Source organism: Streptomyces sp. NPDC006743, from assembly GCF_040703815.1.
Taxonomy (GTDB): Bacteria; Actinomycetota; Actinomycetes; order Streptomycetales; family Streptomycetaceae; genus Streptomyces.
Genome location: NZ_JBEYJA010000004.1, coordinates 19,679 through 42,041, shown reverse-complemented (window position 1 = coordinate 42,041; position 22,363 = coordinate 19,679). Strand labels below are relative to the sequence as shown.

The 22,363-nt window shown below is 71.7% G+C and carries 17 protein-coding genes, 1 tRNA gene and 1 pseudogene; 8 read left to right on the top strand and 11 right to left on the bottom strand.

Translation table 11 applies throughout. The features are described 5' to 3' along the window. Window positions 1-70: 70 nt before the first annotated feature. From ABZ719_RS04825 to ABZ719_RS04805, 5 genes and pseudogenes are all read right to left on the bottom strand, one after another. A complete protein-coding gene (locus ABZ719_RS04825; protein WP_366723794.1) occupies window positions 71-1,780 on the bottom strand; it encodes a relaxase/mobilization nuclease domain-containing protein in 1,710 nt (569 codons plus the stop codon). Next, window positions 1,777-2,427: a MobC family plasmid mobilization relaxosome protein gene (locus ABZ719_RS04820; RefSeq protein WP_366723793.1), complete on the bottom strand. Its 651-nt coding sequence runs from the start codon at window positions 2,425-2,427 to the stop codon at window positions 1,777-1,779. Before ABZ719_RS04820 ends, ABZ719_RS04825 begins: the two co-directional genes overlap by 4 nt. Before the next feature lie 122 nt (window positions 2,428-2,549). Then, window positions 2,550-3,403, bottom strand: a pseudogene (locus tag ABZ719_RS04815) (DUF2637 domain-containing protein). A 220-nt stretch (window positions 3,404-3,623) separates the two neighbouring features. Continuing rightward, window positions 3,624-4,877, bottom strand: coding sequence for a DUF3631 domain-containing protein (locus ABZ719_RS04810; protein ID WP_366723792.1), 1,254 nt, complete (start codon window positions 4,875-4,877; stop codon window positions 3,624-3,626). A 131-nt stretch (window positions 4,878-5,008) separates the two neighbouring features. Further along, complete coding sequence (locus tag ABZ719_RS04805; RefSeq protein ID WP_366723791.1) at window positions 5,009-5,248, bottom strand: helix-turn-helix domain-containing protein; 240 nt, start codon at window positions 5,246-5,248, stop codon at window positions 5,009-5,011. 466 nt (window positions 5,249-5,714) lie between these two features. On the opposite strand from ABZ719_RS04805, the gene ABZ719_RS04800 reads away from it, so the two are divergent. Further along, on the top strand, window positions 5,715-5,996 hold the full coding sequence (locus ABZ719_RS04800; RefSeq protein WP_366723790.1) for a helix-turn-helix transcriptional regulator: 282 nt from the start codon (window positions 5,715-5,717) through the stop codon (window positions 5,994-5,996). Next, entirely contained in the window at window positions 5,997-7,235 is a 1,239-nt protein-coding gene (locus ABZ719_RS04795; protein ID WP_366723789.1) for a tyrosine-type recombinase/integrase, read from the top strand. An 88-nt stretch (window positions 7,236-7,323) separates the two neighbouring features. On the opposite strand, the gene ABZ719_RS04790 is transcribed toward ABZ719_RS04795, so the two are convergent. The 4 genes from ABZ719_RS04790 to ABZ719_RS04775 all read right to left on the bottom strand — a co-directional run bounded on the left by ABZ719_RS04790 (window position 7,324) and on the right by ABZ719_RS04775 (window position 11,332). Then, window positions 7,324-7,671 carry a hypothetical protein gene (locus ABZ719_RS04790; protein WP_366723788.1) on the bottom strand — a complete coding sequence of 116 codons (348 nt, stop codon included), beginning with the start codon at window positions 7,669-7,671 and terminating at the stop codon, window positions 7,324-7,326. A gap of 112 nt (window positions 7,672-7,783) precedes the next feature. Next, window positions 7,784-7,856, bottom strand: a tRNA-Arg gene (locus ABZ719_RS04785). Between the two features lie 60 nt (window positions 7,857-7,916). After that, window positions 7,917-9,638, bottom strand: a complete 1,722-nt coding sequence (locus ABZ719_RS04780; protein WP_366723787.1) for an IclR family transcriptional regulator C-terminal domain-containing protein — start codon at window positions 9,636-9,638, stop codon at window positions 7,917-7,919. 407 nt (window positions 9,639-10,045) lie between these two features. Next, a complete protein-coding gene (locus tag ABZ719_RS04775; RefSeq protein WP_366724015.1) occupies window positions 10,046-11,332 on the bottom strand; it encodes a M6 family metalloprotease domain-containing protein in 1,287 nt (428 codons plus the stop codon). 999 nt (window positions 11,333-12,331) lie between these two features. On the opposite strand from ABZ719_RS04775, the gene ABZ719_RS04770 reads away from it, so the two are divergent. Continuing rightward, window positions 12,332-12,985: a helix-turn-helix domain-containing protein gene (locus ABZ719_RS04770; protein ID WP_366723786.1), complete on the top strand. Its 654-nt coding sequence runs from the start codon at window positions 12,332-12,334 to the stop codon at window positions 12,983-12,985. Window positions 12,986-13,310: 325 nt separating this feature from the next. Next, window positions 13,311-14,867: an MFS transporter gene (locus tag ABZ719_RS04765; protein ID WP_366723785.1), complete on the top strand. Its 1,557-nt coding sequence runs from the start codon at window positions 13,311-13,313 to the stop codon at window positions 14,865-14,867. A 36-nt stretch (window positions 14,868-14,903) separates the two neighbouring features. On the opposite strand, the gene ABZ719_RS04760 is transcribed toward ABZ719_RS04765, so the two are convergent. Then, window positions 14,904-15,440 (bottom strand): MarR family transcriptional regulator, encoded by a 537-nt coding sequence (locus tag ABZ719_RS04760; RefSeq protein WP_366723784.1) that lies wholly within the window; start codon window positions 15,438-15,440, stop codon window positions 14,904-14,906. A gap of 178 nt (window positions 15,441-15,618) precedes the next feature. Here ABZ719_RS04760 and ABZ719_RS04755 point away from each other — a divergent pair, with 178 nt between their 5' ends. The 3 genes from ABZ719_RS04755 (at window position 15,619) to ABZ719_RS04745 (ending at window position 19,617) form a co-directional block, all read left to right on the top strand. Continuing rightward, window positions 15,619-16,407, top strand: coding sequence for a class III extradiol ring-cleavage dioxygenase (locus ABZ719_RS04755; protein ID WP_366723783.1), 789 nt, complete (start codon window positions 15,619-15,621; stop codon window positions 16,405-16,407). Between the two features lie 596 nt (window positions 16,408-17,003). Next, the gene (locus ABZ719_RS04750) at window positions 17,004-18,002 is read left to right on the top strand and encodes a sigma-70 family RNA polymerase sigma factor (RefSeq protein WP_366723782.1); all 999 of its coding nucleotides are present in this window, start codon (window positions 17,004-17,006) and stop codon (window positions 18,000-18,002) included. Between the two features lie 913 nt (window positions 18,003-18,915). Beyond that, window positions 18,916-19,617, top strand: coding sequence for a TetR family transcriptional regulator (locus ABZ719_RS04745; RefSeq protein WP_366724014.1), 702 nt, complete (start codon window positions 18,916-18,918; stop codon window positions 19,615-19,617). A gap of 52 nt (window positions 19,618-19,669) precedes the next feature. On the opposite strand, the gene ABZ719_RS04740 is transcribed toward ABZ719_RS04745, so the two are convergent. Further along, window positions 19,670-20,668 carry a YafY family protein gene (locus ABZ719_RS04740; RefSeq protein WP_366723781.1) on the bottom strand — a complete coding sequence of 333 codons (999 nt, stop codon included), beginning with the start codon at window positions 20,666-20,668 and terminating at the stop codon, window positions 19,670-19,672. Between the two features lie 62 nt (window positions 20,669-20,730). Here ABZ719_RS04740 and ABZ719_RS04735 point away from each other — a divergent pair, with 62 nt between their 5' ends. Next, the gene (locus ABZ719_RS04735; RefSeq protein WP_366723780.1) at window positions 20,731-22,287 is read left to right on the top strand and encodes an MFS transporter; all 1,557 of its coding nucleotides are present in this window, start codon (window positions 20,731-20,733) and stop codon (window positions 22,285-22,287) included. Window positions 22,288-22,363: the final 76 nt, after the last annotated feature.

Genomic DNA, 22,363 nt, shown 5'->3' with positions numbered 1-22,363 from the left:
TCCCTCACTTGGCAAGAAGGTGTATCCCGATGGCTGACGGCCTCGAGACGCGAGGCCGTCAGTGCCGGAATTACCGGTGTCGCGTGGGGGCCGCAGGCCCAGGCTGTGACGGGCTCGGCCGCGTCTGGCCGGAGTGTGCCGGTCGTGGTGTCGCCCACGTACGAGCTTGGGCGGCTCGTGCTCGATCGCTGGGGGCCTGCCGGGCAGCGAGGCGTTGGATGCGCCAGGTGAGGGTTCTGGCGGTGGAGCGGGCGTCGTCCAGGGTGCGCTGCCGTGCGGCGTGCTGGAGGAGCTGTTCGGGGTGGTGGCCGGTGGTCTCGGCTTCGGTCAGGGCGGTGGCCAGTGCGGGCCAGGCGGGGTCGTCGAGGACCTCTTGGGCGTGGTCGGGCAGGATCGCGATGATGCGCTGGGCGTGGCGTTCCATGGTGCGGGCGGGTGGCTGGCGCTGGGCCAGGGCGGCCAGCGGCTCGGCAGCAGCCTGTTGGTAGGCGGCTTGGAGATGGACCAGGGCGTGGTGGGCGGCGGCAACCTGCTGGTCGTGCCGGCGGCCTTGGTGCCAGCGGGCTGTGGCGATGACGACGAGGACGGCGATGTCGAGGAACATGGCCAGCCCGGAGCCGTCGCCGGTGACCGGTGCGGTGCGCAGGGCGCGGACTGCGCTCCGCAGGGCGCGGGCCTGGTCCTGCTGAGCGCGGATGCGGGAGCGGGTGGTGCGTTCGAAGACGATGGCGGCCTGCTGCAGGTGTGGCCGCAGGTGGCTGGGGGCGAGCAGCGGCAGGACGTCTATGGCTTCGCCGAAGGCCGCGATGTGGGCCTGGGCGGCTGCGTCGTCGCCGTGGTCGAGGTGGTGGGGGATGCGCTCGGCTGCGGCGGTGGCCTGGTGCCAGGGGTTGGGCTGGCGCCGGCGGCCCGGCTGGGTGGCGGGTGGGATCTCGATGACGGTGAGGCGTTCGCGGATCTTGGGGAAGGACAGGTCGGGGGCGAGTTTGGCGCCGGAGAACCAGATCGGCTCGCCGATGGTGTTGGTGTCGCCTTCCACGGCGACCTTGTACCCGCGTACGTCGCCGGACGGGAAGCGCTGGACGTCGATGAGGACGCCCTCGACCCCGTCGAGCAGGTGGAGGAACTCCTCCGGGCTGGTGGCGATGGACACCAGCTGGCGGACGGTGGTGCGCAGGCGCTCGCGGGAGGTCTTGGTCTTGCCGGCCCGGCGGGCCTTCTCCGTCTCGGCGCGGGTGGGGCGCTGGGCGGCGGTGCGGTCGCCGCGCACCACCCGCTTCAGGCCGTATTCCTTCTCGATGGCCGCGAGTTCCTTGTCCGCGGTCAGGTAGTCGTTCCAGTGGCGGGCGGTGCGCAGGTCGCCTCGGACCTTGGTGGCGGCGATGTGGATGTGGTCGTCCGCGTGGCGGACGGCGACCCACCGGCACCCATCGGGATCGCCTTGTGGCGCGATGCCGGTGGCCGCCACAATCCGGTGGGCGATGTCGGCCCACTCGGCGTCGGTGAGGTGCCGGTCGCCGGGCGCGGCACGTACCGAGCAGTGCCACACGTGCCGCTCGGGTGCTCGGCCCAGTCGGCGGGCTTGCTTGACCCGCAGGTCGAGGTCGGCCACGAGCCGCATCTTCGTGGCGCCGAAGTCGTCGGCGCGGCCGGGATCTGGAGCGAAGCCTCCCCAGGAGGCGACCAGGTGCGGGTCGGTGTGGTCCTTGGCCTTCTTCGTGTCGAACAGATACCGGATCAGGCCGGCGGTGCTCTTTCCGCTGCCGATCTTGGCGATCACCGGGCCGCCTTCGCGGAGACGGCGTGGTTCATGGTCTGCGCGATGTCGCCGATGGCGGCGCGGACGGCGTCCAGGGTGCGCTCGGTCTGGGCGAGAACAGCGGTGTCCCCAGGGTGCGGATCGCCTCCGGCGTTGAGGCGGTGGGCGATCTGGTTCACGTTGTTGCCGATGCGGGCGACCTGGGCCCGCAGGGCGTCGAGCTTGTCGAGGCAGTCGTCGAGCTGGGTGCGCTGCCCAGCCAGGCCCACGGTGAGATCGCCGTCGAGATAGGCCATGATGACGGCGCCGACGAGGTGGGCGCCGGCGATGCCCATCTTGCGGGAACGGGCGAGGATCCGGGTCTTCTCGTCGACGCTGTAGCGGACGTCGACACGCTCTTTACGCTGGACGCTCTCGCGGGTACGCCGGTGAGCGATACGACGCAGGGTGACTTCGTCGGCGAGCGCGGCGGGGGACTGCTCGGCCGCGCCGGCGGGCGTTTCCTCCTCGGGAACCCCCTGGTTCCCGAGGTCCTCCGCCACCCCCGGGGCGGAGGAGTCCGCGTTGGACCGGCCCTTGGACGGTCCAACGTCATACCTTGCTGCGCTGGTGGCGGTAGTGGTCATCTGCTGCGGCAGGCTTGGCACTTCGTGGTGCGGGTCGTGCATCGGGCGATTCTCCGTGCGTGGTGAGAAAGAGGTCATGGCTCCAAGACCGCTCGTCCCGCGGCGGGCTGTGCGGGGACGAGCGGGAGGAGTCGAGCGCGAGGGGGACGGACGTGCCTGCGGACTCAGTGGGCGCCGACGGGTTCCTTGTCGGGCTCGGGCTGTCGCCGGCGGGCGGCCTGGTCGAGTTCGGCCTGCACGTGCTCCTTGATCTGGGTCAGGCGGTCCTTGCCGACGCGGTACCCAGCGCCGCGGATAGCCGCCTCGATGTTGCGGCGTGAGGCGCGGCCCCCGCGTCCCAGTGGGGCGGTGCGGGCGATAGCGAGCAGCTCGTCGAAGGTGGCGTCGCGTTCGTGGCCGCCTTCTTTGGCGAGCGACTTCGGGCCTGGGGCACCTTGACTGCTGCCTCCGCTACGTTCGCGCGCTCGGCCACATCGGGCGAGCACCGCACCTTCTTCGGCAGGGAGGTCTCATCGGCCGAACGGGCAGGCGGTTCGGCACTGTGTCTGCCGTTGTGGCTGTCGCCGACCGTTTGGCTCGTTGTGGCGGCAGCCTCATGGCCGCGGGGTGTGGGGTGGCGGCGGATGACAAGATCGAGATGGACCGCGCCGGCTAGCGCGAGAGGGGCGATGGCGGACAGGGCGCCGACGGTGATGTCGTCCAGGTGCAGTCCGGCGGTGCGTGCCTGCTGGTTGAGGCGGATGGCGTGCAGGGCGTTGGCCCAGATGCTCGTGACCGTGGCGAGCCCGACGAGTGCCCAGACGTACAGGCGTGAGCGCCAGGGTGCGGTGCGCAGGATGAGCAGGGCGGCGACGCCGATGGCGATGAACCCGTCGATCACCAGCGGGAAGGCGTATGTGAGGACTCCGCGGACGTGGATGGCGACGGCCATCTGCCGCAGGGCGTCGTAGGACAGGGCGAAGCCGATCGTGCCGACCAGGGCGACGCCGAGGCGGATCGCGGCAGTCAGAGCCGCCACGGGAGTTTGGGTGGTGCGTGAAGGCAAGCGTGGTACTCCAGGAAGAGACGGCTGCCATAGCCACAGGGCAGGGCTGCCGGTGGGGAGGGGGCGGACTCGTCACACCCGTCGCATGCCTGGTCAGGGCAGGTACGGGAGCCTGGCGTGATACGGGAGGACCCGTCACAGGCACCTGACCCGTCACGGGGCTGACCTGCGATGCGACGTGTGCGACGGGTGTTTACGGGAGTACAGCCGACTCGTGACGGGTGGTCTCACCGCTGCCGTCGGGAGGCTGCTCCTCAGGGCAGTAACGGGCCCAGGCGTCGGTGAACTGCATGCGGGTGAAGCCCCGGGCCTGCCGTCCGCCCTCGAAGCGGAGGACGGCCGCCTGGATGCCGAAGTCCTTCAGGAGGATCCCCACGTAGCGCGGGGTCAGGCCGGTGTTGCGGTACTCCGCCCACGGAGCCTCCTGGTCCTTGAGTAGTTCCTCCAGCAGGTCCCGCGTGCGCACGGTGTCGGGATCGCCGTAGCACGCGAAGACGCGGCGGATGTCCTTCAGCAGGCGCGTCTTCACGTTGGACTCGTCGTCCTGGCCGACCTCGGCCGCGCACATCGCCGCACACGCCGCCCGTGCTCTCTCTGGCCAGGAGCCGCCTGCCAGTTCGGCGACGACCACCAGCGGCTCCCAGGTGTCCGCCGCCCGGTCCTGCACCGGCATCGGCGGCACCAGGTCGGCTGCGCTGTCCATCAGGGGGCGCAACCAGGCGGTCAGCCGGTCACGCAGGGCGTGCAGGGCGGGGATGTCGCGGCGGGAGCGGAACTGCTCCACCCGCTCACCTGCCTTGCGCCGCTGCATGCGGACTACCACGGCCCGGTCCATGACCGTGTCCGGCAGGTCCCCGATACCGGCGAGCGCGGCCATGGCGAAGGTGGGAAACGCCTGCGGCTTGTGCTCGGGGCCGGAGATGCGCAGGGCGGGCCGGTTGCGCTGGTGGCCGGCGTTGAGCAGGCCGCGCAGCTCCTCGTTCTTCTCGGCGGCCTTGATGCTGCCGAAGATGGTGTCGGCCTCGTCCACCAGCAGGGTGGGCGGGTCGTCACCGATGGCGCGGAAGACGACCGCTGGGCTTGTGTTCACAGTGATCAGCGGCTCCCGCACGGTCTCCGTGATCACATCCAGCAGGCGGGACTTGCCACACCGCTTCGCCGGCCCGACCACCGCCAGACGCGGTGCGTGCTGCAGCGCAGGCTGGATGTGCGTGGCTCCCACCCACAGCGTTACGGCGGTCAACGCCTCACTGCTGGGCAAGATCACGTACCGCGCGATGGCTTCCCGCAGTTCGTCCAGCAGCTGGGCGCCTTCGCCGGCCTGCCCTGGCTCGTCGTCCTCGGCGGCGGAGGCATCCAAGGCGGGGTCCTGGCCGGGGACGGCGACGGGCGGCCAGGCGGGTAGCGAGGATGCGGCGGGGGTGGTGGGAGACGTAGATTCGTCCACAGGCGTTCCTTCCCGGTGGGCCGGACGGGCAAGGCCCGGCCCACCGATTCGATCGTTCAAGGGCGATGGGGCGGGGACTCTGTGGCTCTCGGCGGTGGCTCGCCGAGAGCCGTTTCGCTGTCCCGGCGGCTTCAGGCCGTGAGGTCGTACGCGGACTGGGCGTTCACCCAGGCGTCCACCTCGGGCCAGCGGTAGCGCAGGTGGCGACCGACCTTGTGCACGTTGGGGCCGATGCCCCGGTACTTCCACTGGTAGAGGGTCTTCACCGGCACCCCGAGAAAGGCCGCGACCTCTGCAGGGCTGGCGAGCGGGCCACGGGCAGCTGCAGCGGTTGCAGGGTCATCGGTGCTACGGGGAGAAGAGGTCGGCATGTGGCTCCTTTTCGGTCTTGGACAACGGCCTGGACAACACAGCCACACCTCACGGAGAGAAGTCCAGAGTTGGTTCCAAAACTCTGTACTACTTCTCTTGGCGTGGCTGGGGAGGCGAAAACAGTAAGGGTGGATGAGCGGTTGCCAAAATCGCTTCCACGGAACCCGAAATTTTTTACGGCGAAGCCATCGGTAGAGGTGTCGGAATCCGATACCTCAGCAGGTCGGTGGTGTTGCGGAGTGCGCGGGTGTCATCCGATGCGCCCGGTGCACTGTTCGGCTGATACCTGCTTGAATCGCCCATACTCAGAGCGCGATGGGAAGGTAGCACGACATTCCAGAAGGGACGGCCCGTGATGTGCCGGAATTCGATGAGAGGAACGCCACTCAGTCGTGGGGTGACTTCTGTAGAGTTTAAGAACCAACTCTTGCCATAGCGCCCGGCCGCAAGTTACAGCTAACTGTTATGGCAACCCGACCTGTCGAAATAGGCCCCGCCGGCCTCCACACCGCCCGCGCCGTCGAGCACCTATGCCTCGTGCGCGGCCTGACCCAGCAGCAGCTCGCCGCTCGCTGCACCGCGCTGGGCCGCCCGATGACCAACACCGCCCTCAGCCGCACCGAACGCGCGCGCCGTCGCTGCGACATCGACGACCTCGTCGTCATCGCCACCGCGCTGGGCATCCCCGCCGCGACCCTGCTTCTGCCGCTCCCGTCGGTGACCAGCGGCGACCGGGAGGGGTGCTAGTTGGCGCGGGTCTGGATCGAGGACCGCATAGGGCACGCGGCATACGCACGTGCCGCAGCTGATGCCAAGCGGGCGGGCCGTACGCCACCCGGACGCTACCGGGTCCGCTGGTACGGCCCCGACGGCAAGCCGAAGATGAAGACCTTCGTCCGAAAGGTCGACGCCGAGGCGGAGCGGACGAGGATGGAGTCCCGTCTCAACGACGGCTCCTACCGTGATCCCGCAGCCGCACGCGTGAAATTCGCAGAGGTGGCGGAGTCCTGGCTGGCCGCGCAGATCCATCTCAAGCGTTCGACCCGGGGCCGCTATCGCGGAGTTCTCGACGTCCATGTGATCCCCAGATGGGGCACCACCCCGTTGGATCGCATCAACTTCGAGGACATCGCCGAGTGGCTCGCGGACCTGCTGTCCGGCGAGGCGACCGGCGGGAGGAAGCTCAGCCCCAGGTCGGTCCGCAAGGCGTACGTTGTCCTCAGCCGCGTTCTCGGCTACGCGGTGAAGGCCCGTCGTCTTGCGGTCAACCCGGCTGTCGGCGTGCCTCTGCCGAAGGCGGCGCCGGCCGACCACGTGTACCTCGACGACATGCAGGTCGACGCACTGGCCAACGCGTCGGGCGCCTACCGGGTGTTCATCCTCCTGCTGGCCTATACCGGTCTGCGCTGGGGTGAGGCGTCTGCGCTGACGGTGGGCCGCGTGGACCTCGCCTCCTGCCGGGCCCACATCGTCGAGGCGTACGCCGAGGACAACGGGAAGCTCTACCTCGACACCCCCAAGAACCATGAGCGCAGGTCAGTACCGATCCCGCGGTTCCTGGCAGAGGAGTTGAAGCCGCACGTTCAGGGGCGGGGAGATGAGGAGTTGCTCTTCACTGCCCCGCAGGGCGGACCGTTGAGGGCGCGGAACTTCCGTCAGCGGTTCTTCGCACCGGCGGTCGTGAAGGCCGGGCTGGGCCACCTCAAGGTCACCCCGCACAAGCTGCGGCACACGGCGGCCTCGCTCGCCATCGCCAGCGGGGCGGACGTCAACGTCGTGCAGACGATGCTCGGCCACAAGTCCGCGACCCTGACGCTCGACACGTACGGGCACCTCTTTCCTGACCGTCTCGACGAGGTGTCGAAGAAGATGCACAAGCGTCGCGCCAAGCAACTGGCCAAGGCGAAGGCCAAGCTGGAGAAGGCTGAGCGGAAGGCCCGCAAGGCCGCGGAGACCGTGGCCGTCCTGGAGGTCGATGCCGCGTGATGTGTGCCTAACCTGTGCCGGAGCGCCGTAAGCGAAGGGGCACCCAGCCGTGCTGATGCGGTGGGGTGCCCCTCGCGTCTTTCTCGGGTCAGGTCAGTCGCGGCCGGCGGCCTTCCTCCCAGGCCCGGTCAATCGCAGCAGCGGCCGCATTCCCAGCCAGCCGCTCGATCTCCTCGGGTACCTCGCGCTCGTCGAGGACGAAGAGCCTTCCGCCGACGAGGTGAGTGGTCGCCTTCCAGCCGAGACGTCGTCCCGCCTCCCTGGCAGCACGTCGGACGTCTTTGAGCTCGCCCATCTCCGCAAGATCGTCCGTGCCGAGGGCCAGCTGCCCGTAGTAGCCCTGGTACTCCGGCTTCAAAGCGCCCTGCATCAGCGACTCAAGCCGCTCCACCAGCTTCTCGTACCGGCGCCGGGCCAGCTCGTCCTTCGCGGGCATATCGCACAGCTCCCCACCTCTGCCCGCAGCCCGTGTGTGCCGTATGTGTGCTGCGAGCGCGAAGGCCCTCCCGTCCGTCGGACGGAAGGGCCTCTGACCAGGTGTTTCTCTGTGCCCCCGGCAGGATTCGAACCTGCGACACCCGCTTTAGGAGAGCGGTGCTCTATCCCCTGAGCTACGAAGGCGGATCGTGGTGGTGTGCGCCACTGGCGTCAGCGTACCGGATCAGGGCGCCGGCGGTGGGGTCAGGTCAGGGGGACGTGGGTGAAGCGGGAGGCGGTGCGGAGGTCTGTTTCTATGCGGGACGCGGTGTGGCGCAGGGCGGGGAGGAGGGTCTCGGTGCACTCCTCGCGGGTGTGGCGGGCCGCGTGCAGGGCGATGCCGACCGCCGCTACGGGGTGGCCCGTGCGGTCGTGGACGGGGACGGCGATCGCCCGCAGGCCTTCTTCGAGTTCCTCGTCGGCCAGGGCGTAGCCGTGCGGGCCGGGGTCCGTCAGGGCGCGGCCCAGGGCGGTGGCGTGGGCCGGGAGACGGGTGCCGACGGTGAAGTTGACGCTCATGATGCGGTGGGTGGCCGCGTGGGCCGTGTACTGGATCTCGTCGCCGGCGGGGGTCAGGACCGCCAGGGACGCCGACTCGTGCACCTGGGCCGCCAGGTCCTCCAGGTGGGGCTGGGCGATCCGGGGGAGTGAGGTGCGGGACAGCGGCGGGAAGCCGAGGGAGAGGACGCGGGGGGTGAGGGCGAAGGTGCGGTCGGGGCCGGGCGCCACCAGGCCCAGGTGCTCGTAGGTGATGAGGGCCCTGCGGGCCGTGGCCCTGGCCAGGCCGGTCGCCTGCGCCGCCTGCGTGAGGGTCGGCATCGGGTGCTCCTCCCCGAAGGCGGTCAGGACCGTCAGGCCGCGGGCCAGGGATTCGATGAACTCCCTGCCGAGTTCCTGCTTCGACGCCGCCGTCCAGGTCGCCAGGCCGCAGACACGGGCGACCGGGTGCTCGGGGGGCGGCGCCGTCCGCAGGTCCGCCTCCATCGCCGTGACCGTTTCGCGCAGCCGGGGGAGCAGGGTGGCGCGCAGGCGCTCCGCGGAGTGGCGGCTGGTGTGGCTCACCACGCTCGCCACGCAGGCGATCCGGCCGGTGGCCGGGTCCCGTACCGGTACGGAGACGGCCACCAGGCCCGGTTCGATCAACTGGTCGTCCCCTGCCCAGCCCTCCCGGGCCGCCCGGGCGGTGCGCTCCTCGAAGTCGCCTGCCGGGGCGGGGGGTGCCGGGGGGATCGCCGGGAAGGCCCGGTTCTCCGGGTCGGCCGTCCGGCGCTCGTGCCAGTGGTGCCAGTCCTCGGCCGTCCACTGGGTGGCGAAGAGCGGGCCCGGCGCGGTGCGTTCGGCCGGGAGCAGGTCGCCGATGCGGAAGCTCAGCGACATGGCGCGGCGCCGGGTCGCCTGGTGGATGAACCGGATGCCGTCCCGGTCGGCGACCGCCAGCGACACCGACTCGTCCAGCGCGTCGGCGAGGGCGTCGGCCCGCGCGCCCAGGAGCGCGGGCAGGCGCAGGGCGGCCAGGTAGGCGTTGCCCAGTTCCATGAGGCGGGGGGTGAGGACGGCGTCCCGGCCGTCGAGGCGTACGTATCCCATGCGGGCGAGGGTCGCGGTGATGCGGTCGACGGTGGAACGGGCGAGGCCCGTCGTGCGTTCCAGGGCGCTCGGGCTCAGGGTTCCGCCCGCCTCCGTCAGTGCCCGCAGCACCGCGACGCCCCGCAGCAGTGGCGTGATCGCCTCGGCGGGGACGGCGGCGGGTGTGGTGGATGTGGCTGAGGTGGTGGAGACGGTCGGTGTGGCGGGTGTGGCTGATGTGGTGGGGACGCCCGGTGTGGTGGTCCGTGCGTGCGCCGCTCCCGCCGCGGTGCCGGGTGCCGCCGTCCCGGGGCCGTGCGGCGTCGGGTTCGCGGGCGTCGTCGAGGGCGTCGCGGGCATCGGTCGGTTCTCCCGTGCGGGGCGGTGGTCCCGGCGTGGTCGTGGCAAGGGGGGCGGGCGCTGGCTGATGGCCGCGCGTGGACGGGGGCGGGGGCGGGTGGGGTGTTGCGGGTGCAGGCCTACGGTAGTCCGGTCCGTGGGTGGTGGGGCGGGGCGGTTACGGGGGTGGCTGCGGGAGCCGCTACCCAGCAGGGGGCGGGGTAGGGCGGGTCGGTGCGGGTGCGGGTGCGGGTGCGGGTGCGGGTGCGGGCCCGCGCCCGGGCCTCGGACTTCGCTCGCACCTCAGCCACGGACCAGGGGATTCGGCCCACGGAAGCGGACCGGTGAACCCGGCCCGCGCGCCGGGTCAGTGATCCCGGACCGCGCCCCGGGCCAAGCCCCCGGGCGTCTCCCCGCCCGGGGTGCTCTCACTGCCGTGTCACCCGTACCCGGTAGTTCCCGTCCAGGTCCGCCGCTGCCACGTCGATGCGGATCTTCGACTGGGGGTCCTTGAACGTCTCGCCGGGGGCGAAGGGGGCGTCGGAGAGTTCTGCCTGCACGTTGGGGCTGCGGGTGCAGCCGCCGGAGTTGCGGTGGGCGTCGTAGACGGTGACGGGGCCGCGGCCGGTGTCCACCCCGGCGTTCACCTTGTAGATGAGGATGCCCGGGCGGCACACCGTCTCGTCGTTGCCTTCGCGGGTGCGCAGTTCGAGGGCGTAACCGGTGCTGCCGTCGAGGGGGACGAAGACCAGTTTGGGGCCGCCCGCGCGCTCCAGCGGGGTCAGCGTGTACTCGGCCGAGCCGTGCCTGCTGGCGCAGCTCACCTGGTCGGCGTCCAGCCAGCCCAGCTTCCACTTGTGCCAGCCGAGCAGGTCGTTGTCGGCGCCCCAGTCCTCGCTCATGATGTCCCAGTGGCCGACCGCGCCGCCGCCCTCCTGGGTGTAGAGGTCGGGCAGGCCGAAGACGTGGCCGTTCTCGTGGGGCAGCACCCGGTAGCCGGTGCGGTCGTAGGTGCCGGAGCCGTCGTCCTGGCGGGAGTAGACGAAGGACGCGTTGGCGACGGGGACGCCGTCGGCGACCGGGGCGTCCGGGTTGCCCGCGAAGGTGACGGACAGGACGGTGTCCAGGGCCGAGGGGCCGGCGTTCGGGGTCATCAGCACGTTCAGCAGGTCGTAGTCCCGGAAGTTCACCGTCGGGTCGGCCGCCGCCACGATGTCCTGGACGAGCTTGCGGTAGCCCGGGTCGAAGGGGGCGCCGCGCTCGATCCCGTACTCCTTGAACGGCTTCGGCATGCGCAGCCATTGGGTGACCGGGGTCTCGGGGCGGTAGTCGAGGCGCCCGTAGGAGGCGGTGCGGAACCACTCCTGGGTCTGCGGGAAGAACTCGTGGAAGCGGTCGAGCGCGCTGCCGTCGCCGGGGGCGTCGGAGAAGTCGATCATGAGGGTCAGGGCGTGCACGGTGCCGGTGGAGCGGGCGTAGCCGCCCGCGGTGGGGACGCCCTCCGTCATCTGTACGGTGCGGGCGCCGCTGATCAGGCAGGGGGCCAGCGCGGGGACACGGGACAGGGCGGAAGCTCCGGCTCCGGGCGCCGTGACGCCGGCCGTGAGGTGTGCGGCCCCCGCGGTGCTGACGGCGAGGGTCAGCGCGGTGACGGAGGCGAAGGCGGCGGTACGGCGGGTGAACAGGGGGCGCGTGCGTATGGGCCAGGCAGGTATGAGCCGGGTACGGGCGAGCCGGGCGCGTATGCGGCGAGTGCGTATGCGGTGAGCGCGTGGGCGGGGAGTACGTGTGCCGCTCGGGTCGGTGCGGGGTGCGGGTGTGGCGGGCGTAAGCGTGGGCGTGGGAGTAGTAGAAGTCGGACCGGAGGGTGGGCCGGATATGGGGCTGGTCGTGCGGGGGGGTATGGGGCGGGTTTCGTCCCTGCCGTCCGCTGCGGGCTCCGGGGCGGCCTCGGGGGCGGCGGTGGGCGCGCCGTCCGTACGGTTCGTTCCAGCCGCCGTACCGGTGCCCGCCCCGCCGGTGTCTGTCCCCCCGGAGGCCGCAGAGCCGGCGTTTGCCCCGCTGGCGCCCGCCGTGGCCGCGGAGCTGGTGCCTGCCCCGCCGTTGCCCGCCCTCGCGGTACCTGCCCCGCCGTTGCCCGCTCTGGCGATGCCCGCCGCGCCGCTGCCCGTCCTCGCGGAGTCCGTCGCCGCGACCGCCCCGGTGCCGGTGCCTTTCGCGCCGGTGCCCTTCGCGCCGGCGTTCGTCCCGCCGAGGTCCGTGCCGCGGGTCCGGTGCGTACGGTCTGTCCGGTGGCGGGGCGGCTGCGGCTGCGGCGGCATGCGTGGACCTTTCGCTCCAGGCAGCCGCCGGTCTCGCGCCGCGCGGCACCGGTCCGCACCGGTTCGCGCCAGGCGGTCACCGGTCTCGTCTCCGGCTGCACCCTTTCGATCACCCTGTGTCGGGGTCGCGGCGGGCGCGCGCTGGAACGGGCCGGTCGTGGGACGCGCGGCCCCGTCGTGGGAAAGGACAGAGCCAGTTGGGTGTGATCCAGGTCACGAAGAATCTTTTAGGGGGCGGGAAATATCCGGGGACCTCTTCCCCGTTTAGCCCTGTGTAGGAGCGAAACGGGGACCTGCTCCCCGGATCGCTCCCCTGGCACCGACACCGACCAAGACCGCCGGACCGGCCGATGATCGACCGGTCAGGCGGCCCGACGACCAGAAGGAGAAGCCGTGTCTGCCGCGACGATCGCGAACCCCGCAGCGCGCAAGGCGACGAGGCCGCGCGCCGACGCCCTGCGCAACCGGGAACGGATCGTCACCGCCGCCCGCGAGATGTTCGTCGAGCACGGCCCCGAGGTGCCGCTCGACGAGATCGCCCGCCGGGCCGGCGTCGGCAACGCCACGCTGTACCGCAACTTCCCGGACCGCGACGCCCTCGTCCGCGAGGTCGTCTGCTCCGTGATGGACCGTACGGCGGAGGCGGCCGAGCAGGCGCTGGCGGAGACCGGAGACGCCTTCGAGGCGCTGTCGCGCTTCGTGCACGCCGCCGCCGACGAGCGGATCAGCGCGCTCTGCCCGATGGTCTCCAGCACCTTCGACCAGAACCACCCCGATCTGGTGGCCTCGCGCCACCGGGTCGAACACCTCATCGAGGAGGTCATGGACCGCGCCAAGGCGGCCGGGCAGTTGCGCGCCGATGTGGGCGTCGGCGACCTGATGGTCGCCGCGGCCCAGCTCAGCCGCCCGCCGGCCGGCACCGGCTGTCTCACCCACGACCGCTTCGTCCACCGCCATCTCCAGCTGTTCCTGGACGGGTTGCGGGCCCCGGCCCGTTCCGCCCTGCCGGGTACGGCCTTGACCATGGAGGCTCTCCGCCAGGCCTGACCGACCGGCACCGCCTCGCCTCGACCGACCGGCACCGCCTCGTCCACCGACCGGACCGGCACCGCCTCGACCGACCGACTGACCGGCCGGCATCGCTTCGTCCGGAGGACGGGGACCTGCTCCCCGCCTCTGCCGGCCTGCCGTCCCTCCGCGCCGCCTGCCCGCCTTCCTTCCTGCTTCCCTCTCCCTCTCCCTCTCCTCCTCTTCCTCCTTCTCCGTCAGAAGTCTGTTCCGTCTTCCTCCGAAGGCCTTCGGACACCCGAAGACCGTCGGTGCGCCTTTCGACACCCTTTTTCCGTCACGAAGTCCTGAAGTGGGTACACCCATGTCCGAAACAGCCGCAAAGGCTCCCGGCGTCCTGGAGAAGTCCGGTGACGCCAACCGCTGGAAGGCGCTCGTCTTCATAGCGCTCGCCCAGCTGATGGTCGTCCTCGACGCCACCATCGTGAACATCGCCCTTCCCTCGGCCCAGAAGGACCTGGGTATCTCCGACGGCAACCGTCAGTGGGTCGTCACGGCCTACGCCCTCGCCTTCGGCGGGCTCCTCCTCTTCGGTGGCCGTATCGCCGACCTGTGGGGCCGCAAGCGCGCCTTCGTGGTCGGTCTGACCGGTTTCGCCGCGGCCTCCGCGCTCGGCGGCGCGGCCACGAGCGGTGCCCTGCTGTTCGGTTCCCGCGCGCTGCAGGGTGCCTTCGGCGCGCTGCTCGCCCCCGCCGCGCTGTCCCTGCTCGCGGTGATGTTCACCGACGCCAAGGAACGCGCCAAGGCGTTCGGCATCTACGGCGCGATCGCCGGCGGTGGCGGTGCCGTCGGTCTGATCCTCGGCGGTTTCCTCACCGAGTACCTGGACTGGCGCTGGACGTTCTTCGTGAACATCCCGTTCGCCGTGGTCGCCGCGGCCGGTGCGTACTTCGTCATCCGTGAGCCGGCCGGCGGCCGCAACCGCTCGCCGCTGGACATCCCCGGTGTCATCCTGTCGACCCTCGGCCTGGTCGCCCTGGTCTACGGGTTCACCCGCGCCGAGTCCGCCGGCTGGAGCGACGCGCTGACCATCTCCATGTTCGTGGGTTCGGCCGTGCTGCTCGTCGCCTTCGTGCTCGTCGAGTCGCGGATGCGGGCTCCGCTGCTGCCGCTGCGCGTGGTCACCGAGCGCAACCGCGGCGGTGTCTACCTCTCGCTGGGCCTGGCGATCATCGGCATGTTCGGCCTGTTCCTCTTCCTGACCTACTACCTGCAGATCGTGAAGGGCTACTCGCCGGTCAAGACCGGTTTCGCCTTCCTCCCGATGATCGCGGGCATGATCACCGGCTCCACCCAGATCGGTGCCCGGCTGATGACCCGGGTCCCGGCCCGGCTCCTGATGGGCCCCGGCTTCCTGGTCGCCTCCGTCGGCATGCTGCTGCTGACCCAGCTGAAGACCGACACCTCCTACCCGGCCCTGCTGCTGCCCGCGATGCTGCTGCTCGGTCTCGGCATGGGTACGGCGTTCATGCCGGCCATGTCGCTGTCCGCCCAGGGCGTGCAGCCGCGTGACGCCGGTGTCGCCTCCGCGATGGTCAACACCTCGCAGCAGGTGGGCGGCGCCATCGGTACGGCGCTGCTGAACACGATCGCCTCCTCCGCGACCGCGTCCTACATCAAGGACCACATGGCGGCCGCGGGCACCACCAGGACGGGGCAGCAGCTGGTGCAGGTGCAGGGGCTGGTGCACGGGTACACCAGCGCCATCTGGTTCGCCGTCGGCATCCTCGTGCTGGCCGCCGTGATCGCGCTGACCTTCGTCAACGCGGGACGACCGGGCACCACCATGGTGACCGGCTCCGGTGCCGCCTCCGGTGAGGGCGCCGAGGAGCACGTGGCGGTGCCGGTCATCGCCCACTGACGCACCACCCCGCCTCCGGGTGCCTGTCCTGGCGCCTCAGCGCAGCCAGGGCAGGTCCGCACCCGCTTCGTTCGGCTGGAGTCCCTCGGCGACGATCTGCATGATCTCGCCGAGGGACTTCTGCTGTTCGGGGCTGAGCCGCTCGAACAGGGCCTGCCGTACGGCGGCCACGTGGCCCGGGGCGGTGCGCCGCAGCACGTCGGCGCCCTCGTCGGTGAGGACCGCGAACTGGCCCCGCTTGTCGGAGGGACAGTCCTCGCGGCGGACCCAGCCGTTCTTCTCCAGGCGGGCGACGGCGTGCGAGAGGCGGGAACGGGTGATCTTGGCGTTCATGGCCAGCTCGGTCATGCGCAGCCGGCGGCGCGGCGCCTCGGCGAGCTGGACGAGGAGGCCGTAGTAGATGTGCGGCATGCCCGCGTCGCGCTGCAGCTGGCGGTCGAGGTGGTCCTCCAGGAGGGTCGTGGCGTGGAGGTAGGCGCGCCAGACGCGCTGTTCCCCGGCGGTGAGCCAGCGCTGGTCGTGGCCGGAGGCCTCCTGGGCGGAGCCGGGCGCGGAAACGGGTGCCGTGTTCATGTAGTCCACTCTACGAGGCCACTCATTGAAAGTTAAACAACCTCGGGCGTAGAGTGGTACGAGGAAGAGCTTTAAAGTTCAAGGAGTCAGCTTCCGGCTCCGGTGACTCGGGCTCGCTCCTCGGGGCGCCGGCCGCCCTTCCCCCGTCCACGTCCGCCGCCGTCAGAAAGCTGCCGCCATGACCACCGCCCCGGAGCGCATGCCCGCCCTCTACCTCAGTCACGGCGCCCCGCCGCTCGCCGACGACCCCGTGTGGCCCGGCCAGCTCGCCGCCTGGTCCGCCGCGCTGCCGCGGCCCCGGGCGATCCTCGTCGTCTCCGCCCACTGGGAGGAGGCCCCGCTCGCCCTCGGGGCCGTGGAGACGGTCCCGCTGGTCTACGACTTCTGGGGTTTCCCCGAGCACTACTACCAGGTGCGGTACGCCGCCCCCGGCGCCCCCGGACTCGCCGAACGGGTGCGCAAGCTGCTGCGCGGCCCCGGCCTGCCCGTGCAGGACGTGCCCGACCGGGGCCTGGACCACGGCGCGTACGTCCCGCTCGTCGAGATGTTCCCCGACGCCGACGTCCCCGTTCTGCAGGTCTCCATGCCGACCCTCGACCCGGTGAAGCTCATGGACATCGGCCGCAGGCTGGCGCCCCTGCGCGACGAGGGCGTGCTGATCGTCGGCTCCGGGTTCTTCACCCACAACCTCGCCGCCCTGCGGCACACCGGCGAGGGCGTGCCGAGCTGGTCCTCCGAGTTCGACGACTGGGGCAGGCGCGCCCTGGAGGCCCGCGACTGGGACGCCCTGCTGGACTTCCTCGACAAGGCCCCGGCCGGGCGGTACGCCCACCCGCGCACCGAGCACTTCGCCCCGCTGTTCGTGACCATGGGCGCGGCGGAGGCCGCGGGGGAGCTGGACGCCCAGCGGTCGGTGATCGACGGCTTCTGGATGGGAATGGCGAAGCGGTCGGTTCAGTTCGGCTGAGGTGGCAGGCCGGGCGGGACGTCCGTCCGGTCGGGGCGTCGACCCCTCTGCCCTGGGTGTCCCTCCGGCCTAGGCCCCCCGGTCGGGGCGTCGGTCCGGCCGGTCGGGGCTTGCGTCCGAGCGGTCAGGGCTTCCGTCCGGCTGAAGCGTCCGCCGGACCCGGGTGTCAGCCCCTCCGGGCCGTGGCGGGCGGTGTCCGGGAATCTCCCGAGATCCCGGCTTTGCGGCAACCTCCGGGCGGCGCCGCCCGTCCATGAAGGTGGAGGGGCGGTCGAGGATGACGCTCTTCCGCTGCGGGGACTGCGATATCCGTGTGACGGGTGTCTCATGCCAGGCGACACCGACGGCGGTCGGGCCGCTTCGGGGAGGGTGCGACTCCCACCCTGACCTGCGGCTCCGCGACCCCTGCCGCAGCGCGAGACCCGGCGTGGCGGGACAGGGTACTGCATGATCAGAAAAATCGGCGGGCGGGTTGGGAATTCTGTCCGGTTTCAAGTCGTTGTTCCCATCGGATGCGGGGCACCCGAGGAGAGTCCCCCCAGAGAGTGCCGAGCGTCCTGGATCACCCGCTGACACACCATCGCAAGGGAGCACGCATGGCAACCCGTGCCGTCGCCCGTCGAAAGTCCGCCACCGGCGAGACGGCCGACGCGGCACGCAGTGTTCGCGCCCACGGCGGCGAGATCGCCGACCGCGACCTGGTCGGCATGTACCTCGACGAGATCGCGCGTACACCGCTGCTCGACGCCGCCAAGGAGGTCGAGCTGTCCCAGGTCATCGAAGCGGGTGTGTTCGCGCGGCAGATCCTCGACGGGTACGAGGAGTCCCCGGCCGAGGCCACGCGCGAGGAGCTGGAGGCCCTGGTCGCCGACGCCGAGCGGGCCAAGGACGTCTTCATCCGGTCCAACCTGCGCCTGGTCGTCGCGGTCGCCCGTCGCTACCCGCGGAGTGGCCTGCCCCTGCTGGACCTGATCCAGGAGGGCAACGCCGGCCTGGTGCGCGCGGTGGAGAAGTTCGACTACCGCAAGGGCTTCAAGTTCTCGACGTACGCCACCTGGTGGATCCGCCAGGCGATCACGCGCTCGATAGCGGACCAGTCGCGCACGATCCGGCTGCCCGTCCACCTGGTGGAGGAGCTGGGCCGTATCCGCCGCGTCCAGCGCGAGTTCAACCGGGAGAACGGCCGCGACCCGGAGCCCGCGGAGATCGCCGCCGAGCTGGGTTCGACGCCCGAGCGCGTCTCGGACGTGCTCGACTGGGCCCGCGACCCGGTCTCGCTGAACATGTCGGTGGACGACGAGGGTGAGACGCAGTTCGGCGACCTGCTGGAGGACACCTCCGCGGTCTCGCCCGAGCAGTCGGTCCTGACCCTGCTGCGCAGCGAGGAGCTGGACGACCTGATCGGCCGCCTCGACCAGCGCACGGCGTCGATCATCAAGATGCGGTACGGCATCGAGGACGGCCGGGAGCGCACGCTGACCGAGGTCGGCAAGGAACACGGCCTGACGCGCGAGCGCATCCGCCAGATCGAGAAGCACGCGCTGCTCGAGCTGAAGAAGCTGGCCCGCGACACGGGCTTCGACGCCGCGGCGTGACACCCGGCCGGACGGGAGTGCCCCCGCGCGGGGCACCCCCCGGCCGGCGAGCGAGGCACGGGAGCCGGGCCTGTCGGGGCCGCCGGGGCGCGTATGCCACCGGCCCACTCCGACCGCGTACGCCTGGTGGCGAAAGCCCGCGCAAACATGGCCGTGGAGCGTCGCTTCAAGGGGCGGCGCGCCGGGAACAACCCTTCCGGGCCCGGAGTCATGGCCCCGAGCGGCACTCCACGGCACGACATGGCATCGCATCGCGCGGCAGGCCGGGCGGTGCCCACAGACCACGTCCCGACGCACTCCCCCCGGCGCCGGGACCTTCCCAGAGCCGGGCTTCGGCGCCTTCCCCCGGGCGCCGGAGCCCGGCTCCATCGTCTGCCGGGGAGGGCCGGGGAGGGCCGGGGCCGGTCCGGACGACGGCGGGCGGCCGCCACCGGGTACGGCGGCGAGCGGGGCCCCATGGCTGCCTGTCCCACGGTGGCCTCTCTCACGGGGCCTCTGCTGCCTCTCCCCCCGGGTGGCCTCTCCCGGCCTCTCCCGCGGCGGCCTCCCGTACGGCGGTCTCTTCCGGCTTCTCCCGCGGCGGCCGCTCCTACGCCGGCCTCTTCTTGTACGAGGGAGGGGGACGGCGGCCTCTTGGACGAGGGAGGGGGACGGCAATGGACTGGCCCGTACGGCAGGCAGGAAAGCTCCTGCGGAGCCCGGTCGGTCGGGCATGCGGGGCATGCGGGGGAGGCGGGGCACCCCGGACCTGAACCCCGGGGTGACCCGCCAGATGGCAGATTCTGCCACACCGGCATAATCTGCCGAGGTGACGAGTCCCACCCCCGCTGACCGTAAGTCCCTTTCGGGGCCCCTTACCCAGCCTGCCTCCCCGGCCCTCTCCCTGACCGAGCGCCGCAAGGCCGCCACCCGTATGGAGATCGCCCTGGCGGCGGCCCGCCTCTTCATGACCCGGGGACTGCGTGCCACCCGCGCCGAGGACATCGCCCAGGCGGCGGGGGTCGCCCCGCGGACCTTCTACCGTTACTTCGCCACCAAGGAAGAGGCCGTGGCGCCCTGTTACGCGGCGGGCGCCGAGCGGTGGAGGGACGCGGTCCGGGACGCCCCGGCGCAGCTCACGATCCCGGAGGCGCTGGACCACGCGGTGCGGCACTGCTTCACCCCCGGTTCAGGGGTCTCGGCGATCTCCTGGCAGTGGGCGCGCACGCTCATCCGTCTGGCGGGGACCAGTCCGGCGGTACGCAAGGTCTGGGCCGCGGTCTGCCAGGAGTCGGAACGCGAGCTGGCCCGGATCCTCGAACTCCGCTCGGCACCCGAACTCCGCTCGGCATCGGAACACCGCCCGGCTGCGGAACCACCCGCCCCCGTGCCGGGGCACCAGCCGACGCCGGCCTCGGAAGCACCCCTCCCGGCTCCCGGACTCTCCCTGACCGGCCCCGGCCTCCGCTTCTCGGCGGCCGTGGCGAGTGCCGCCGTGCGCGTGGCCGTGGAGGCCTGGGCCACCGGGGAGGCGCCGCCCACCGGCCCGGACGGCCCGGCCGCCCTGGCCCTGCGCAATCTGGCGGCCCTGCGGGACTTCCCCTGGACCACCCACCCCGCCCCTGGGTCTCCGTGAGTTCCCCTGAGTCCCTCTGAGCCCGCCCGCCCCCGGGCCCACTCGTCCCGGCCTACGCCTCGCCCTCCGCTGCGCCGCCCTCCGTCCCGGCCCCTGCCGCCCGCGTCATCCGCGCCCCCAAAGCCCGTACGCACTCCACGAGTTCCCGTGGCTCCCGCACCGTGAACTCGAAGCCCAGCATCGCCAGCCGCACGGCGAGCCACTCCACCCGGTCGCCGACCGTGGAGCGGACCCGGCAGCCGCCGTCCGGCAGGGGCTCCGGTGTGCCGAGCCAGCCGGGCAGCCGTGCGGCGACCGTCTCGGCGGACTCGGGAAAGGTGACCACGAAGGTGTACGTCTCCTGCCGCCGCTGCATCGAGCGGCGCAGGTACTCCGCCGCGCTCCCGGTGGGCAGCTCGCGCGGGGCGAAGCGGGCACCGGTCGGGAAGGGCTCGCTGACCCGGTCGACACGGAACGTCCGCCAGTCGGCCCGGTCCAGGTCGTAGGCGACGAGGTACCAGCGGCGTCCGGTCGACACCAGCCGGTACGGCTCGGTCAGGCGCCGGGTGCCGGTGCCGTCACCGGCGCGGTAGGCGAAGCGCAGCCGCTCCCGCCCGGCGACCGCCGAGGCCATCACGGTCAGCGTCTCGGGCGTGACCGAGGCCCCGTCTCCGCTGGTGAGCGGTGTGGTGGCGGCCTGGAGCGTGGAGACGCGGTGGCGCAGCCGGGCCGGCAGCACCTGCTCCAGTTTCGCCAGCGCCCGCACCGACGCCTCGTCCATCCCCTCGATCGCGTGCCCGGCCCCGGCCCGCAGTCCGACCGCGATGGCCACGGCCTCCTCGTCGTCGAGCACGAGCGGCGGCATCGCCTTGCCCGCGACCAGCCGGTACCCGCCGTCGGAGCCCATGGTCGCCTGCACCGGGTAGCCCAGTTCGCGCAGTCGGTCGACGTCCCGCCGGACGGTCCGCCGGGACACCCCGAGCCGCTCGGCCAGTTCGCCGCCGGGCCACTCGCGGGGTGTCTGGAGCAGGGACAGGAGCTGGAGGAGCCGTGCCGGAGTGTCCGTCGTCATACGTCCGAGGATGCCGCAGATCTAGGACACGATCTGACCTATTGCCCGATTAGCTTGTCGGCATGACCTCCAGCGAAACCCTCGTCAGCAGCTCGGTGCGGACGGCAGACCGCCGCCGCTGGTTCGCGCTGGCGATCGTGATGACCGCGGCCTTCATGGACCTCGTGGACGTCACGATCGTCAACATCGCCATACCGTCCATCCAGAAGGACACCGGCGCGTCCTTCAGCCAGATCCAGTGGATCACCGCCGGTTACGCCCTCGCCTTCGCGGCCGGGCTGATCACCGGCGGGCGGCTCGGGGACATCCACGGCCGCAAGCGGCTGTTCCTCCTCGGCATCGGGGGTTTCACCCTCGCCTCCGCGCTGTGCGGCTTCGCGGTGAACCCCGAGATGCTGGTCGCCTCCCGCATCCTCCAGGGCGCCATGGCGGCGATGATGGTCCCGCAGGTGCTGTCGATCGTGCACGCCACCTTCCCGGCGCACGAACGCGGCAAGGTCTTCGGCCTGTTCGGCGCGATCGTCGGGCTGGGCGCGGTCTCCGGACCGCTGCTCGGCGCGCTTTTGACGGAGTGGAACCTGTTCGGTCTCGAGTGGCGGCCGATCTTCCTGATCAACCTTCCGGTGGGGGTGGCGGCCCTGCTGCTCGGCAGCCGGTTCATCACCGAGTCCAAGGCGCCGCGCGCGCTGAAACTGGACCTGGTCGGCGTCGCCCTCGTCACGCTCGGTCTGCTGATGCTGCTCTACCCGCTGACCCGGGGCCGTGAGCTGGGCTGGCCGCTGTGGGGGTACGCGTCGATGGCGGGCGCGCTGGTGGTGTTCGCGGCGCTCGTGGCCTACGAGCGGCGCAAGGCGGCGCGCGACGGCTCCCCGCTGGTCGAACTGTCGCTGTTCCGGGTGAAGAGCTTCGCGGCGGGCATCGCCGTGCAGACGGTCTTCGGGGTCGCGCTGGGCGTGTTCTTCCTGGTCTGGACGCTGTACATGCAGATCGGCCTGGGCTGGAGCCCGCTGCGGGCGGGGCTGACCGGCGTCCCGTTCTCCCTCGCGGTGTCCGTGGCGGCGGGCATGTCCGTGCAGAAGCTGGTCCCGCGCTTCGGCCGCAAGGTGCTCCAGGCGGGCGCCCTGCTCATGGCCGCCGGCGTGCTGCTCTACATCTGGGAGTCCGGCCGCTACGGCCTGCGCATCGCCCCCTGGCAGATGGCGCTCCCGCTGGTCGTCATGGGCGTGGGCATGGGCCTGATCGTGGCTCCGCTGACGGACGCGGTCCTCTCCGGAGTGCCGCGGGAGCACGCGGGGTCGGCCTCCGGTCTGATCAACACCGTGCAGCAGATGGGCAACGCGCTGGGGCTCGGTCTGGTGTCGGTCGTGTTCTTCGGTGTGATCGGTGACCGGCTGGCCCCGGCACAGGTGGGCCCGGCCTTCGTCGACGCCTTCCAGCACGCCCTGTGGTGGGTGGCCGCGGTCCTGGGCGTCATCTTCGTCCTGATGGCCGCGCTGCCGAACCGGCCGGCCCAGCACGTGGAGGGCGCGGCGGGCACCGAGGGTGCGGACGGGTCCGGCGGCGCGGGCGGCGGCGAGGGCCTCGCGTCCGGGTCCCGGGAGCGGGAACTCGTCGGCTGAGCGGGGAAGGACGGTCTGCGGGGTCCGGTACCGGGGAAGGTACCGGGCCCTTCGCCGTACCCGGGAGATGCGGTGT